The following is a 15466-nucleotide window of genomic DNA, read 5'->3' as shown; positions in this document are numbered from 1 at the left end:
GACGGAAAATCCGGAACACGTTTTCCTGACTGAACGTAGAGAGGTTCTGTCGCCCGGTCAACCCCTCAGAGCTGGCGAAATCCGCCGAATCCGGCGGCCGGGTGGGGTACCGTACGACCTAGCCGCAGAAATCTCGGAAAGGGAGTTGCCGGATGGTGTCACGGGGACCGTCGTTGCCACGGATCACCGACGTGGCCGCGCTGGCCGGGGTTTCCACCAGCACGGCGTCGAAGGCGCTGAACGACACCGGCCAACTCCGCGAGGAGACCCGCGAACGGGTCCGGCGGGCCGCCGAGCAACTCGGCTTCACACCCGACAGCCGTGGCCGGGCGCTCTCCTCCGGGCGCAGCTACACGGTGGGCCTGATCACCACCGACAGCTCCGGCCGGTTCAGCATCCCGATCATGCTCGGCGCCGAGGACGCGCTCAGCGCCGGCGAGATGGCGCTCGTGCTCTGCGACACCCGCGACGATCCGCTCCGCGAGCAGCACTACCTCCGCTCCCTGGTGTCGCGCCGGGTCGACGGGATCATCGTGACCGGCCGGCGGACCGAGCCACGCGAGCCGATCGACGTACCGATTCCGGTCGTCTATGCGTTCAGCGCGTCGACCGATCCGGACGACATGTCGGTGATCGCCGACGACCACGGCGGCGCCGCGTCGACGGTGCGGCATCTGCTCAGCCTCGGGCGGCGGCGGATCGCGCACGTGACCGGGCCCGCGAGCCACCGCAGTGCGCAGACTCGCGCGGCGGCGACGGTCGAGACCGCCGCGGACGCGCTGGTCGGTGAGCCGATGCACGGCGAGTGGAGTGAGCGCTGGGGCCGGCACGCGGTCGACCTGCTGCTCCGCTCCGAGAGCGAGGTCGACGCCATCTCCTGCGGCAGCGACCAGATCGCCCGCGGGGTCTGCGACCGGCTCCGCGAACTCGGCCGCTCGGTCCCCGACGACATCGCCGTCACCGGCTGCGACAACTGGAGCGTGATGGCGCTGGCGAGCCGCCCGCCCCTCACCACCGTCGACCTGGAACTGGAAGAACTCGGCCGCCGTACCGCGCAACTGCTGCTGAGCGCGATCGCCGGTACGCCGAGCCCTGGTCTGCTCGAACTGCCGACGCGGCTGATCACCCGGGAGTCAACGCTGGGCACCTAGCCGGCCGAGCAGCGAGTCGAGTGTCGCGTGGTCGAGCGCCATGCCCGGGAAGGCGCACAACGACCTGAGCGGGAAGTTGCCGATCACCCGAAGCATCTCCGCATCGGCCAGCACCCCGCCCGTCGCCCCGCCTTCGGCGATCCCGGCACCCGCCTCCTCCCCTGCGTGGATGGTTGCCAGTAGCAAGGGTCCGCCGACCGGATCGGCCAGCCATTCCTCCAAGGTCGACATCTCATTGAGCGGAGCAGCCACCGGCGGCGCGTCGACCTCGAGGGACGCGGTGAGCCGCAGATCCCTGGACGAAGCCCCGACGCTGAAGTCGAACCGGCCCGCCTCGAGCGCCCACCCGTGCGTCAACTCAGACCAGAAGGACAGCTCGCGGCCGCCCAGCGTGAAGCCGACCTCAACGGACTCCCCCGGCTCGAGTTCGACCTTGGCGAACCCCTTCAACTCCCGCTCCGGCCGCGGCACCGACGCCTCGGGATCACCCACGTACAACTGGACGACCTCCTTGCCCTTGCGCCGGCCGGTGTTCGTCACCGTGCACTTGACGGTGATGGCCAGGTCGCCGTCGGCGTGACTCCCGGACTGCTCCACCACGAGGTCGCTGTAGTCGAAGGTCGTGTAGGAGAGCCCGTGCCCGAACGGGTAGCTCACCTCGCGCTTCAGCGCGTCGTACCCGCGATAGCCGACGAACACGCCCTCGCCGTACCGCACGCGACCGGAGTGGCCGGGGAAGTTCAGGTACGACGGGTTGTCCTCCAGGCGAAGTGGCAACGTCTCGGCCAGCCGTCCGGACGGGTTCGCAGTACCGAGCAGGATGTCGGCGATCGCGCCGCCCGCGGCCTGGCCGGTAAGCCACGTCTCGACCACTGCCTTGGCGTGATGCTCCCAGCCGTCGAGCCGGATCGCCGACCCGTTGGCCAGGACCACCACCAGGCGAGGATTCGCCGCCGCCAACCGCGCCACCAGGGCGGTCTGCGACTCCGGAAGATGCATGTGGTCGCGATCGAACCCCTCGGACTCGTGACTGGCCGGAAGCCCCAGGAAGGCGACGACACTGTCGGCCCGCCCAGCCAACTCAACCGCCTCCTCAGCCAGTCGCTCGTCGTCGGCGGTCGTCTCGAGCCCGAATCCGGCAGCGAACTCCACGCTCTCGAGAGCACTGGTGAGATTGTCGACAGCAGTCTCGATCCGCGTCGGATTCACCTGCGAACTGCCGGCACCCTGGTAGCGCGGCGTCCGGGCGAACTCCCCGATGACAGCGACGGTGCTCCCTGGCGGAGGCGCCAACGGCAGGATGTGGTCATCGTTGCGCAACAACACGACGCACTCCGCGGCCGCTGCCCGGGCCAGCGCGTGATGAGCCTCGTGATCGACATCGCTGCCGTCACCCGCGTCGGTCGCCTTCGCGACCAGGTCGAGGACTCGGGCAACCGCGGCGTCGAGTTGGCTCTCGTCGAGGGTTCCGTCTTCCACCGCGCCGACGATCTGGGCGTCGCTGCGCTGAAGGTCCGGCGGCATCTCCAGGTCGAGCCCGGCCGCCAACGCGGGCACCCGGTCCTGCACGGCACCCCAGTCCGAAACGACCAGCCCATCGAAGCCCCACTCGTCACGGAGCACCTCGGTGAGGAGCCACCGGTTCTGGGAGGCGTAGGTGCCGTTGACCTTGTTGTAGGCACACATGACGGTCCACGGCCGCGCCTCGGTGACCACTCGTTCGAACGCCGGCAGGTAGATCTCCCGCAGCGTCCGCTCGTCGACCTCGGCACTGACCCGCAGCCGGTCGGTCTCCTGGTTGTTGGCCGCGAAGTGCTTGAGCGACGTACCGACTCCTTGGCTCTGTACCCCGCGAACCATCGCCGTCGCCAAGACCCCGGCGACCAGCGGATCCTCGGAGAAGTACTCGAAGTTCCGGCCGCACAACGGCGACCGCTTGATGTTCACGCCAGGCCCGAGCAGTACTCCGACCTGCTCCGCCCGGCACTCACGCCCCAACGCCTCGCCCACCCGGTAGAGCAGGTCGACGTCGAAGGACGAAGCCAGCGCCGCGGCGGTCGGGAAGCAGGTCGCGGGGACGCTGTCGGACAACCCCACATGGTCCGCGTCGTTGGCCTTGCGCAGCCCGTGCGGCCCATCGGTCACCATCACCCGCGGGACCCCGAGCCGCTCGATCCCCTGCGTGTGCCAGAAGCCCGATCCCCTGACCAGAGACGCCTTCTCCGCCAGCGTCAGGTCACCGAGCAGCGACTGAATCTTCATGCGCGACCGTAACATTCGGGTAACGCCCGGCGATCTCCGACGACTCGCTCTTGATCTCTGACTACGTAGACAACATTCTTCTGACTACGCAGTCAGAAGCCCGCTCCCGCCACCTCCGAGGACCGACCCATGGCCGACGCGACACCCCCGCAGCCCACCGGCGCCGCTCGCACGCGCCGGCCCGGGAGCACGGATGTCGCCCGGTTGGCGGGCGTCTCCCAGAAGACCGTTTCCCGGGTGCTGAACGGCGAGCCGTATGTGAAGGACGAGGTCCGCGACCGCGTCCTGCGCGCGGTGGAGGAACTCGGCTACCGGCGGAACAACGTCGCCCGCGCGCTGAACTCCGGCCGCACTCGGCGGATCGGGCTGGTCTCCCTCGGTACGGCGCTGTACGGGCCGTCGACGTTGCTGGTCGCGCTCGAGCGGGCCACCAGGAGCACGGGCTACTCGCTGAGCGTCGTGAACACGATCGAGGACGACCCCGGTGGCGTCGCGGGCGCCGTGGATCATCTGATCGAGCAAGGAGTCGACGGCATCGTGCTGTCCGAGCCGATCGACGAGGGCGACGACACTCCGCTGAAGATCGACCTTCCGGTGCTCAGCTTCGGGCGGTTCCCCGGCCTGCAGGCGGAGCCGATCCTGACCACCGGCGGCGACGGCGTCGCCGCCGGCCGGACCGCGACCGAGCATCTGCTCTCGCTGGGGCACCGAACGGTCTGGCACATCGCGGGACCGCAACGATGGTGGGCCGCCCGCGATCGGCTCGACGGCTGGCGGCAGGCCCTGGCCGCCGCCGGAGCGGCGGAACCCCCTGTTCTCGAAGGTGACTGGACGCCGGCGTCCGGTTATCAGGCCGGCCGGAAGCTGGCGGCCGACCCGGACGTGACGGCGGTCTTCGTCGCCAACGACGACATGTCCATCGGCCTGATGCGGGCGCTGACCGAGGCCGGTCGCTCCGTCCCGGACGAGATCAGCATCGTCGGCTTCGACGACATCCCGTCCGCCGAGTACCTGTCCCCTCCGCTGACCACGATCCCGCAGGATTTCGACGCCTTCGCCGCCGACGGACTCGCCAGACTCGTCCAGGAGATCGAGGCGCCCACCGGCGCCCACTCACCAGAGCCGGATCCACTCTCGTTCCGGCTCGTCGTCCGCCAGTCCACCGCGATCCCACCGAGCACCCGCCGTCGCTCCGGCGCTCCCCGATCGCCACGTACGCCGAAGAAAAGCACGCCGACGAGGTAACGGTCACCCCGGTGACCCCCACCGCCGTCCGGCCTTCCGGCCCGACGGTGTACCGGCCATGCCACCGAAGGAGTTCCGCCGTGATCCGCTTCCAGCGTTCGACCGGCCGTTCCCGTGCTCTGCACACCACGGCCCTGTTCCTTGCCGCCACCCTTGCCCTGGCCGCCTGCGGCGGAGGCGGCGATGCCGCGGACACGCCCCAGTCCGCCCCGGCCACCAGCCAGGCCGACATCGACAAAGCCATGACCACCCCGACCGAGCTGACCTTCTGGACCTGGGTGCCCAACATCCAGAAGGAGGTCGACCTGTTCCAGAAGAAGTACCCGGCGATCAAGGTGAAGGTGGTCAACGCCGGGCAGGGCGAACCGCAGTACACCAAGCTCCGGACGGCGTTGAAGGCCGGCACCGGCGCGCCCGACGCGGTACAGATCGAGTTCCAGTACATCCCGACCTTCTCCATCACCGACAGCCTGCTGGACCTGCGCCCGTATCTGTCGGCCGGCCTGAAGGACAAGTTCGTCGACTGGACCTGGAAGCAGGTCAGTGGCACCGGCGGGCAGGTCTGGGGCATTCCCCAGGACACCGGACCGATGGGAATGCTGTACCGCAAGGACATCTTCGACAAGCACGGGATCACCCCGCCGAAGACCTGGGACGAGTTCGCGGCCTCGGCCAGGAAGCTGCACGCGGCCGACCCCAAGGTCTCGATGACGAACCTCGCCTCGAACCAGGCCGGCGTGTGGATGGGCCTGCTCTGGCAGGCGGGCGGCAAGCCGTTCATGACGACCGCCGCCGACTCCGTGAAGGTGAATCTCAACGACGACACGGCGAAGAAGCTCGGCACCTACTGGGGCGACCTGCTCAAGGACGGCTCGGTCTCGGCCGATCCCGACTTCACCGATCAGTGGTACCAGGCGCTGAACCGCGGGCAGTACGCCACCTGGCTGACCGCTGCCTGGGGGCCGGTCTTCCTGTCCGGCAGTGCCAAGTCGACCAGTGGCAAGTGGCGCGCGGCTCCGCTCCCGCAGTGGGACGCGAGCAAGCAGGTTTCGGGCAACTGGGGTGGCTCGACCACCGCGGTGGTCAAGGGCAGCAAGAACGCGATCGCGGCGGCGAAGCTGGCCGAGTTCCTCAACACCGACCCCGAGTCCACCAAGATGTTCGCCACCGAGCAGTTCCTGTTCCCGGCGACCAAGGCCCTGCTCGCGGATCCCGAGTTCGTCCAGCAGAAGCCGGCCTTCTTCGGCGGCCAGACGGTGAACCAGGTGTTCTCCGGGATCAGCGACACCGTCGACACCGAGTTCCAGTGGCCGCCGTTCCTGGACCAGGCGGTGAACGACTGGGACGAGACCGTCGGCAAGTCCTTCGCGAACAAGTCCGACCCGAACGCGGCCCTCGACCAGTGGCAGTCGCGTACCACCGACTACGCCAAGAACCAGGGCTTCAAGGTCAACCAATGAGCACGGCGACCACGTCCGGCAGGCGGCGGGGCGGCACCACGCCCGCCGCCAGCGGCTACCTGTTCGTCGCGCCGTTCATGGTGGTGTTCCTCGCCATGCTGGTGGTGCCGCTGGCGTACGCGGCGTACCTGAGCCTGTTCCAGGACCGGCTGATCGGCGGCACGGTCTTCGCCGGCCTGGACAACTACACGCGGGCGCTCGGCGACGACCGGCTGCTGGAGGGTGTGCTGCGGGTCGCCCGCTTCTTCCTCTTCCAGGTGCCGATCATGCTCGTCGTCTCGTTGCTCGCGGCCCTTGCCATCGACAGCGGGCTGCTGCGCCTGTCCAAGGTGTTCCGGCTCGGCATCTTCCTGCCGTACGCCGTGCCGAGCGTGGTCGCCGCGCTGATGTGGGGCTACCTGTACGGGCCGGACTTCGGCCCGTTCGCGCAGCTCGCCGAGAAGGTGGGCGCGGCCGTGCCGCCGTTCCTCAGCGACTCCTGGATGCTCGGCTCGATGGCGAACATCGTCACCTGGGAGTTCACCGGCTACAACATGATCATCCTGTACGCCGCGCTGCGAGCGATCCCCGGCGAGCTCTACGAAGCGGCGGCGGTGGACGGTGCCGGGCCCTGGCGGACGGCGTGGAGCATCAAGATCCCGGCGGTCCGGCCGGCCCTGCTGCTCTGCCTGATCTTCTCGGTGATCGGCAGCTTCCAGTTGTTCGCTGAGCCGAACCTGCTCCAGCGGCTCGCGCCGAGCGTCATCGACAGTGCCTACACGCCCAACCTGTACGCGTACACGCTGGCCTTCACCGGCCAGGAGGTCAACTACGCCGCGGCGGTCTCGTTCCTGCTCGGCCTGGTGATCATCGTCGCGTCGTACGCCGTCCTGTTCGTCGCCGGCCGGAGGAGCAGGTCATGACCACGATCGCCACGCGCACCGCGCGTCCGGCCGACGTCACGGCCGGGCACAGACACAAGCCGTTGAGCGACCGGCGCAGCACCGTGCTCACGCTCGGCATGCTCGCGTTGCTGATCTACTTCGTGCTGCCGCTCTTCTGGCTGTTCGTCGCCTCGACCAAGACCACCGGGGACCTGTTCGCCAGCTTCGGGTTGTGGTTCAGCGACGACTTCTCGCTGCTGTCCAACATCCGCCAGACCGTCACCTACGACGGCGGGGTCTACGCCCGCTGGATGGGCAACACCATCTTCTACTCGGTCGTCAGCGCCGGTGGCGCGGCCTTCCTGTGCGCGCTCGGCGGCTACGGCTTCGCCAAGTACCGCTTCCGCGGCAACGGGGCGATGTTCGCGCTGGTGCTGGGCTCGATCATGGTGCCGACCACGGCGCTCGCCATCCCGACGTATCTGCTGTTCAGCAAGGTCGGGCTGGTGAACACTCCCTGGGCCATCATCCTGCCCTCGCTGGTCAGCCCGTTCGGCCTGTACCTGATGCGGATCTACGCCCAGGACGCGATCCCGGACGGGATCATCGAGGCGGCCCGCATCGACGGCGCGAGCGAGTTCCGGATCTTCTTCCAGGTCGCGCTGCGGATGCTGGCACCGGGTTTCGTGACGGTCCTGCTGTTCACGCTGGTGGCGACCTGGAACAACTACTTCCTGCCGCTCATCATGCTCAACAATCCCAAGCTCTACCCGGTCACGGTCGGCCTGGCCGCCTGGTCGTCGCAGTCCGTCGGCGGCGGCGGATCGACCGGCGAGCTGCTGTCGTCGGTGGTCACCGGGTCCCTGCTGTCGGTGATCCCGTTGATCGCGGCGTTCCTGCTGCTGCAGCGCTACTGGCAGTCCGGGCTGTCCGCCGGCAGCGTCAAGGACTGAAACCCCTTATCCCATTGGAGATCGCCGTGCATCATCGTGTCCTCTTCGGCGCCGCCTATTACCATGAGTACCAGCCTCGCGAGCGGCTGGACGAAGATCTCGACCTGATGGCCGAGGCCCACTTCTCGGTCATCCGGGTGGGCGAATCCGTCTGGTCGACCTGGGAGCCGGAGAACGGGCGGTTCGACCTCGACTGGCTGCAGCCGGTGCTCGACGGCGCCCACGCTCGCGGCATCGCGGTGCTGCTCGGTACGCCGACGTACGCCGTACCGCCGTGGCTCGTCCGCCTCTACCCGGAGATCGCCGGCGAGCGGCGTACCGGTCAGCGGATCCCGTGGGGAGCCCGCCAGGAGGTCGACTTCACCCATCCGGGATTCCGCTTCCACGCCGAGCGGGTGATCCGCGCGATCGTCGCCCGGTACGCCGGCCATCCGGCGGTGATCGGCTTCCAGGTCGACAACGAGCCGGGCAACGAACTGTTCCACAACCACGGCGTGTTCCAGCGCTTCGTCGACCACCTGCGCCACAGCTACGGCGACGTGGAGACGCTGAACCGCGAATGGGGACTGGTCTACTGGTCCCACCGGCTGTCCGACTGGGCGGATCTGTGGACCCCGGACGGCAACGTGCAGCCGCAGTACGACCTGGCCTGGCGCCGGTTCCAGGCGGCCCAGACGACCGAGTTCATCGGCTGGCAGGCCGACATCGTCCGCGAGTACGCGCGGGACGACCAGTTCGTCACCACCTGTATCTCCTATGAGCGGCCGGCGATCGAGGACGACGCTCTGACCAGCCGGCTCGACGTCACCGCCGGAAATCCGTACTACGCGATGCAGGACGGGTTGATGCTCCCGTCCAACGGGGATGGCCGACAGCACTGGACGACGAACGGCACCTGGGCGCTCTACCTCAGCGCCGACCGGATGTTCTCGTCCCGGCAGGAACCGTTCCTGGTCACCGAGACGAACGCGCAGTCGATCGGCTATCCGTGGGACAACCGGCCGGGGTACGACGGGCAGTGGCGGCAGGCCGCCTGGGCGCTGATCTCGCGCGGCGCGAGCATGATCGAGTACTGGCACTGGCACACGCTGCACTTCGGTGCCGAGACCTACTGGGGCGGGGTGATCCCGCACAGCGGACGGCCGGGACGGACTTATGCCGAACTCGCGCGGCTGGGGGCCGAACTGGAGGCGGCGGGTGAGCTCGTCGCGGGGGTGATCCCGGACGCCGACATCACCATGCTGTACTCCTTGCCGACCAAGTGGTTGATGCAGAAGTATCCGGCGCTCTCCCACGACGACGGCAGCCCGGACGACCGGTCGTACCAGGGGCTCTTCGATCCCTTCTACCGTGGTGCTTTCGATGCCGGACTACAGGTGCGCCTCCTGCACACCGGGCAGTTCACCGGCTCTGCCCACGAACTGGTCGCACAGCACCCGGTGCTGGTCGTGCCCGGGCTCTACATCGCCGATGACGCGGTACTGGATCTGCTGGTCGACTACGCCGCTGCAGGCGGCCACCTCGTCGTCGGTCCGCGCACGGCGTACGGCGACGAGTTGGCTCGCGCGCGCACGGCGGTGATGCCGGCGAGGCTCTCCGAGGCCGCGGGGGTCTGGTACGACGAGTACAGCAACCTCAGTACCGACCTGCCGGTCCGGGCTGTCGACTCACCGCTCGAGCTCCCGGCTGCCGCGGCCGGCACGCGCTGGGCTGATGGGCTTCAGGTGACGGATGCCGAGGTGCTCGCCAGGTATGAGCATCCACACTTCGGCCGGTGGGCGGCGGTGACCACGCGGGTCCATCGCAAGGGACGGATCACCTACGTCGGCACAGTGCCCGATCCGGAGCTCGCCACCGCGCTGTTCCGGTGGATCGCTCCCCGGAACAGACAGGAGGTCCCGGCCGGCGTGACCGTGACCAGTGGAACCGCCAGAGACGGGCGCCGGCTGCGCTTCGTGCACAACTGGTCCTGGGAACCTGCCGACCTCGATCTGCCCGGCGCCCACCGCGATGTCCTCGACGGGACGGCTGTCGGCGCCGGCGAGAAGCTGAGTCTCGGCGCCTGGGACGTCCGGGTTCTGCTCGAGAGCTGACCTGACCTGATCCGGTCCTCGGGTCAGGTGCCCGCCGACTTCCTCGGCCGAGTCGTGCGCTGACCGGCCGAGGCATGCAACGAACAGGTTCGGGGCACCGACCTTGGAGGTAACCGCCCGAAAGGTGATGAGGAAGTGACGATGAAGGCAGTACTCGCAGTGATTCCCGTCGCGGATTTCGACCCGGCCTGTGACTGGTACGAGTCGTTCTTCGGCCGCCCCGCCGACACCCGGCCGATGGACTGCCTGGCCGAGTGGCACCTGAGCGACCTCGGCATCGTGCAGGTATTCCACGCCCCGGAGCGGGCCGGCCGGACCGCGGTCAACTTCACCGTCGACGACCTCGACGCCGCGCGCACCGAACTCACCGCGAAGGGCATCCGCACCGCCGATCCTCAGGTGGTCGCCGGTGGTCGCCAGCGGCTGACCACCACGACGGACAAGGACGGCAACTCGCTCGGCCTGCTCCAGACCGTCGACTGATCCAGAGCAGGCTGTCGCCGAGCGGCCGGCCGTCAGCGGGCGGCGCGCAGGTGATCGGCGACCCAGTGGCTGACGCCGCGGCCCAGTACCTCGCCGTCGAGCATGGCGTGCCGGAAGTGCAGCCCGGACAGGATCCGCGCTTCCCGTACGTCGGCGCCAACATCCGACAGCCGGTCATAGCTCCGGGTGGTCCCCGTGACCGTGCTGCTGATGACGAGCCGCACCCGATCGGTGTGGAAGTACGACTGGAGCGCCGTCGTGACCGCGTTGGTGAAGCAGGAGTGGCCCGACGGATACTCCGGGTGGTTCGCCGCGAGCAGCGGGCTCCACGTCGGGTCCGTGCCGGTCCGCGGATTGCCGTCGGTGTCGCCGCGCTGGATCGCGTGCACCGGCCGCCAACTGGTGAAGTGGAACTTGGCCGCCCAGCACGTGATCAGTGAGTCGGCGGCCGAGACATGCACCCGGAGCAACATCCGGGCGGCTGCGCCGATCGACAATTGCCTGGTCTCCGCGAGCGCAGTCAGCGCCCGGGTCCACTGGGCGGCGTTGTCCGTCCAGAAGCGGACAGTCTCCGTCTGCTTCTCAGTCCGTACCGCACTGTCGACCCGCCCCACCGCGGCGACCTCGGCGACGTCGCGGGCATACCGCCTGCTGGTCAACGGGTCCGGACCAGCAGGCCGGAACTGCGTGCTCGACCGCAGGACCAACGGCTTGACCTGGGTCAGAACAATGTCGACCGGCGGTGTCACCGCGGTCGGCTCCCAGACTCCAGGCCCGGCCGGCGGCTGCACGTAGGGCACCTGATTCGCCATGCCGTCGTTCGCACGCCAAGCCAGTACTGCGGCCGCCACCTTCTGCCCCAACCGCACCCCGCGCGTCTTCGCGTCACCGTCCCGCACTGCGGCCAGGTACTCGCCGTACGTCGCATCGAGGAACGTCTGCTGCCCCGGCACCCGCGCCCGCAGTACGTCGTACGCCGCTGTCGCCACGGCGGCACGAGCCGAGGCCAAGCGGTCGTCCCGGACGTCCACCAGGAACGGCCGGCCGTGGCCGAGGCCCGCGACGGTGTCCGCGATCGCCACGTGGACGATGCCGATCAGCACCTCGGACGACGCCGGTGGACGACCGACGACGATGGCCTGGGCCGCCCAACGGCTCCAGTCCAGCACCGGCGCGGCCGATACCGGTTCTGGTTTCGTCGCGACTGCCGAGCCCGCCGACAACAGACCACCTGCCGTCAGCAGACCAATACAGGCAGCCAGCGCCGCGAGCTTTCTCCGGCCTGTAGAACAAGACATTTCCGTTCCTCCCCTGGACGGCCGGTATCGCTGGTCGATCACCGGCCTGCCAGCCAGCGTGCTCGCGCTGGGGCCGCCGGACGATACGACGTTCTGCGTATGGCCCGGCCGCGGATTCGGGACTACCTTGGCGGTCGGGGGAAGGTGATGACATGGCCGGTACGCCGATCGCGCTGAGCGAGGACGACCTGCAGACGATGGTGGACATCGTCGCGACTGCTGGAAGCACGATCGCGGAGGAAGGCGGGCCCGACCCGGCCGACTCCGGTCCTTCGGTCGGGCTTCCGTGGTGGGTGCTGCACCGGATCCGTGCACTGGTCCGGTGCGACGAGTTGTCCTGGCACGATCTCGAATCCGCTCAGCAGCGGACCACCTTCCTGATGGACGCGCGGGACGACGGTGACGAACTCACCCTCGCCGACGGTTTCGACGATCCCGCCGACGATCCCTTCTGGCAGCACTACTGGCAAAGCCCGTGCAGCTATCCGGAACGGTCGGGCGATCTGCGCGGCGTGACGATGCGGTCGGACTTCTACTCGGCCCGCGAGTGGCGGGCGACCCCGTTCTACCTCGACGATGCCGACCGGCTGCAGCACAGCATGCTGCTCACTCTGCCGGGCGGCCCCGGCCGGACGCTCCGGCTCGTTGCCTTCCGGCAGAGCGGCCCCACCTTCTCCGAGCGGGACCGGTCGATCTTCCTGCTGCTCCGGCCGCACCTCTACGCCATCCACCTCCGGGTCGAGCGGCAGCGCCGCGGCATCCCCGACCTGACCGAGCGCCAGTGGCAACTGCTGCAACTGGTCGCGCTCGGCCACACCAACGGGCAGATCGCTCGCCGGCTGGGTGTCGCCGAGGGCACGGTCCGCAAACACATGGAGAACATCCACAGCCGGCTCGGCGTGACGAGCCGGGCGGCCGCCTTGGCCCGCGCCTTCCCCGACCGCTTCGCAACCGCCCTGCACCCGGCACACCTCGTGCCGGCCTGACCGGTTCCGTGGTCTGACCTTCGCGACGTTCTACGGTTCCAGCAGCAGAACCGACGTCCGGGAGTACAGCATGCTGCGCAAGTTGCTGGTGGGCGTCGCCGTCCTTGCCACCTTGGATTCACTCGTCGCGACCGCGCGCTTGGTCCTCCCCCGGGCCGACCCGGAGGACAGCGCGGTGAAGCAGTTGCGCTTCCTCCGCGGAGCGATCGAAGGAGGGGCCGATCACGACGCCCAGCGGCTGTTCCCCGAGGGCTACTTCTTCCTCAACGTGCTCTACGGCCTCACCTGGGTCCAGGTCGGCCTCGCCGAACCAGCCCGTACTGAGGACGCCCTGCGCGAGGCCCGCTGGTCCCTGGACCGAGTGCAATCACCAGCCGGTACTGCGCCCTTCGACCCCGCCCTGACACCCCGGTACGGCGTATTCCACGCCGGCTGGACCAACTGGCTCCGCGGCGCAGTACTGGCTCTGCAGCCGGCCGACTCCCGCGACACCACGGAGTTCACCCGAGGGGGTCGACGGGAGTGGTGACGTCGACTCGGGGCCGCTGGTGTTCGGGGTCAGCTTGTCGGCGACGGCTGTTACGCTGGGCGCCGCGAGAGTTCAGAACGACTCGCTGGCGACCGTGCTCGGCCGCGAAGGTGAACTGCTCGGTGGGCCGATCACCGGCCTGAACACCAAGCGGTATGCGCTGGGACTGGTACCTATCGGAGACGCCTTTCTGGCCTGGTCGGCGACTGCTCGGCCCTTCGTGGCCGTCGAGCAACCGAAGCTCTCGTCCGGGAACTCCTGGTGGTGGCTGCCGTGGCTCCTGCTGGTCTGGCTGCCGAGCCTCGTACTGTGGGGAGTCGTTCGGGCGAGTTCACGGAGGGTTGATGGCCGCGGTACAGCGGATCGGTAGCCGCAACGCGCGGTTCCAGGTATGGCACGCGCTGCTCTCGAACCGGAACAAGCGGCTGCGAGCCGGCGAGTTCCTGGTCCAGGGGGTGCGGCCGATCAGCCTGGCCGTGGAGCACGGGTGGACGCTGCGCGCACTGATCCACGACTCGGATCGGCCGCTGTCGCGGTGGGCCCAGGATCTGCTGCAGACCCAGCGGGAAACCGAGCGGGTCAGCATGGCACCTGAACTCCTGGCCGAGCTCGGCGAGAAGGACGAGCCCGAAGTCGTCGCGGTGGTGGAGATGCCCGCGGACGACCTCGACCGGATCGAGGTCGGACCGGACTTCCTCGGCGTCGTCTTCGACCGGCCGACGGGACCCGGCAACATCGGCTCGATCATCCGGTCCGCCGACGCCTTCGGTGCCCACGGGTTGATCGTCACCGGTCACGCCGCCGACGTCTACGACCCGAAGTCGGTGCGGGCGAGCACGGGATCGCTGTTCGCGCTGCCCGCGGTCCGGGTCCCGTCCCAGCGCGAGGTGATGACCTGGGTCGAGACGCAGCGGGCGCTCGGGACCCCGATCGTCATCGTCGGCACGGACGAGCACGGCGAGGCCGACATCTTCGACTTCGACCTCACCGGGCCGACCTTGCTGCTGATCGGCAACGAGACCTCAGGACTGAGCACCGCCTGGAAGGAACTGGCCGATCACCTGGTCCGGATCCCGATGACCGGCTCGGCCAGTTCCCTCAACGCAGCCAACGCCGCGACCGCGGTTCTGTACGAGGTCTCCCGGCAGCGGGCCGGGTCTGCTCGTCGTTCCGGCTGATTCAGGCCGTGGCGAGGATCTCGCCGTGGAGCAGGGAGATGAAGCCGTCCGGAGTGTCCGCCCAGGCACGCCAGGCGGCGGAGATGCGTCGCAGATCCTCCTCCGGTACTCCGCCGGCCAGCGCCTGGCGGGCGAGGTCGGACTCGAGGATGCGGTCGGCCCACATGCCACCCCACCAAGCGCGATCTTCCGGGTTGGCGAACGTCCAGTTGCTCGCGGTTGCCTCGACGTGCTCGAAGCCGGCCGCCAGGGCCCAGGACAGTAGGCGCCGACCGGCATCCGGCTCGCCGCTGTTCGCGCGCGCCATCCGCTGGTAGAGCGTCATCCACTCGTCCAGTTCGGGCATCGCCGGGAACCAGGTGAACGCGTCGTAGTCCGAATCCCTGGCCGCGACGATGCCACCCGGCTTGCAGACCCGCCGCATCTCGCGGAGCGCCTGGACGGGATCCGCCACGTGCTGCAGGACCTGGTGCGCGTGGACGACGTCGTACGAGTCGTCGGGGAGGTCCAGCCGGTGCACGTCGCCGACGACGAAGTCGACCTCGACGTCCAGGCTGGCGAAGGTGGACCGGGTGATGTCGAGGGCGGTCTCGCTGGCTTCCAGGGCGGTGGTTCGACCCGGTTCGACGAGGCGGGCGAGGTCGGCGGTGATGGTGCCGGGGCCTGCGCCGATGTCGAGCAGGGACTGGCCCGGGCGAAGGTGGGGAATCAGGTAGCCGGCTGAGTTCTCGGCGGTGCGCCAACTGTGCGAGCGCAGTACGGATTCGTGGTGGCCGTGGGTGTACACGTTGTTCATTTCGGGACTCCTTCGTCCTCGCCGACTTGGACTCAGGCTAATGGGTGATCTTGACTTATGAGACATATCGTCTTAGATAGCGATACCCACGGAGTGGGCCGAATACCACCAGACCCTTACAGATACCTAGGTGGCCTTGGGTGCGGCCGGCCGGGACGGCAGTAGATGC

13 protein-coding genes are annotated in these 15466 nt (G+C 68.8%); 10 read left to right on the top strand and 3 right to left on the bottom strand.

The features are described 5' to 3' along the window. Positions 1-152: 152 nt before the first annotated feature. Positions 153-1151, top strand: coding sequence for a LacI family DNA-binding transcriptional regulator (locus ABD255_RS35510; protein WP_344221178.1), 999 nt, complete (start codon positions 153-155; stop codon positions 1149-1151). Here ABD255_RS35510 and ABD255_RS35505 read toward each other — a convergent pair. Further along, positions 1134-3413 (bottom strand): glycoside hydrolase family 3 C-terminal domain-containing protein, encoded by a 2280-nt coding sequence (locus ABD255_RS35505; protein WP_344221177.1) that lies wholly within the window; start codon positions 3411-3413, stop codon positions 1134-1136. The two genes, ABD255_RS35510 and ABD255_RS35505, sit on opposite strands and share 18 nt — an antisense overlap. Before the next feature lie 129 nt (positions 3414-3542). Between ABD255_RS35505 and ABD255_RS35500 the strand changes: the two genes are divergently transcribed. From ABD255_RS35500 to ABD255_RS35475, 6 genes are all read left to right on the top strand, one after another. Beyond that, the gene (locus ABD255_RS35500; protein ID WP_344221176.1) at positions 3543-4658 is read left to right on the top strand and encodes a LacI family DNA-binding transcriptional regulator; all 1116 of its coding nucleotides are present in this window, start codon (positions 3543-3545) and stop codon (positions 4656-4658) included. Between the two features lie 80 nt (positions 4659-4738). Further along, positions 4739-6118 carry an ABC transporter substrate-binding protein gene (locus ABD255_RS35495; RefSeq protein ID WP_344221175.1) on the top strand — a complete coding sequence of 460 codons (1380 nt, stop codon included), beginning with the start codon at positions 4739-4741 and terminating at the stop codon, positions 6116-6118. After that, positions 6115-7020 (top strand): carbohydrate ABC transporter permease, encoded by a 906-nt coding sequence (locus ABD255_RS35490; RefSeq protein ID WP_344221174.1) that lies wholly within the window; start codon positions 6115-6117, stop codon positions 7018-7020. Before ABD255_RS35495 ends, ABD255_RS35490 begins: the two co-directional genes overlap by 4 nt. Further along, positions 7017-7934 (top strand): carbohydrate ABC transporter permease, encoded by a 918-nt coding sequence (locus tag ABD255_RS35485; RefSeq protein WP_344221173.1) that lies wholly within the window; start codon positions 7017-7019, stop codon positions 7932-7934. The genes ABD255_RS35490 and ABD255_RS35485 overlap by 4 nt, the downstream gene beginning before the upstream one ends. Positions 7935-7960: 26 nt before the next feature. Further along, entirely contained in the window at positions 7961-10027 is a 2067-nt protein-coding gene (locus ABD255_RS35480; protein ID WP_344221172.1) for a beta-galactosidase, read from the top strand. Positions 10028-10168: 141 nt separating this feature from the next. After that, positions 10169-10510, top strand: coding sequence for a VOC family protein (locus ABD255_RS35475; protein ID WP_344221171.1), 342 nt, complete (start codon positions 10169-10171; stop codon positions 10508-10510). 32 nt (positions 10511-10542) lie between these two features. On the opposite strand, the gene ABD255_RS35470 is transcribed toward ABD255_RS35475, so the two are convergent. After that, complete coding sequence (locus tag ABD255_RS35470; RefSeq protein ID WP_344221170.1) at positions 10543-11808, bottom strand: vanadium-dependent haloperoxidase; 1266 nt, start codon at positions 11806-11808, stop codon at positions 10543-10545. A 152-nt stretch (positions 11809-11960) separates the two neighbouring features. Here ABD255_RS35470 and ABD255_RS35465 point away from each other — a divergent pair, with 152 nt between their 5' ends. The 3 genes from ABD255_RS35465 (at position 11961) to ABD255_RS35455 (ending at position 14501) form a co-directional block, all read left to right on the top strand. Continuing rightward, positions 11961-12794 carry a helix-turn-helix transcriptional regulator gene (locus ABD255_RS35465; protein WP_344221169.1) on the top strand — a complete coding sequence of 278 codons (834 nt, stop codon included), beginning with the start codon at positions 11961-11963 and terminating at the stop codon, positions 12792-12794. A 70-nt stretch (positions 12795-12864) separates the two neighbouring features. After that, positions 12865-13323: a hypothetical protein gene (locus tag ABD255_RS35460; RefSeq protein ID WP_344221168.1), complete on the top strand. Its 459-nt coding sequence runs from the start codon at positions 12865-12867 to the stop codon at positions 13321-13323. Positions 13324-13667: 344 nt separating this feature from the next. Then, entirely contained in the window at positions 13668-14501 is an 834-nt protein-coding gene (locus ABD255_RS35455; protein ID WP_344221167.1) for an RNA methyltransferase, read from the top strand. Position 14502: 1 nt separating this feature from the next. Here ABD255_RS35455 and ABD255_RS35450 read toward each other — a convergent pair whose 3' ends face one another. Beyond that, entirely contained in the window at positions 14503-15297 is a 795-nt protein-coding gene (locus tag ABD255_RS35450) for a class I SAM-dependent methyltransferase (protein ID WP_344221166.1), read from the bottom strand. Positions 15298-15466 lie beyond the last annotated feature (169 nt).

Source organism: Kribbella sancticallisti (assembly GCF_039530625.1).
GTDB lineage: Bacteria > Actinomycetota > Actinomycetes > Propionibacteriales > Kribbellaceae > Kribbella > Kribbella sancticallisti.
The sequence above is the reverse complement of the archived record's forward strand: the minus strand, read 5'-3'. Positions and strand labels throughout refer to the sequence as shown.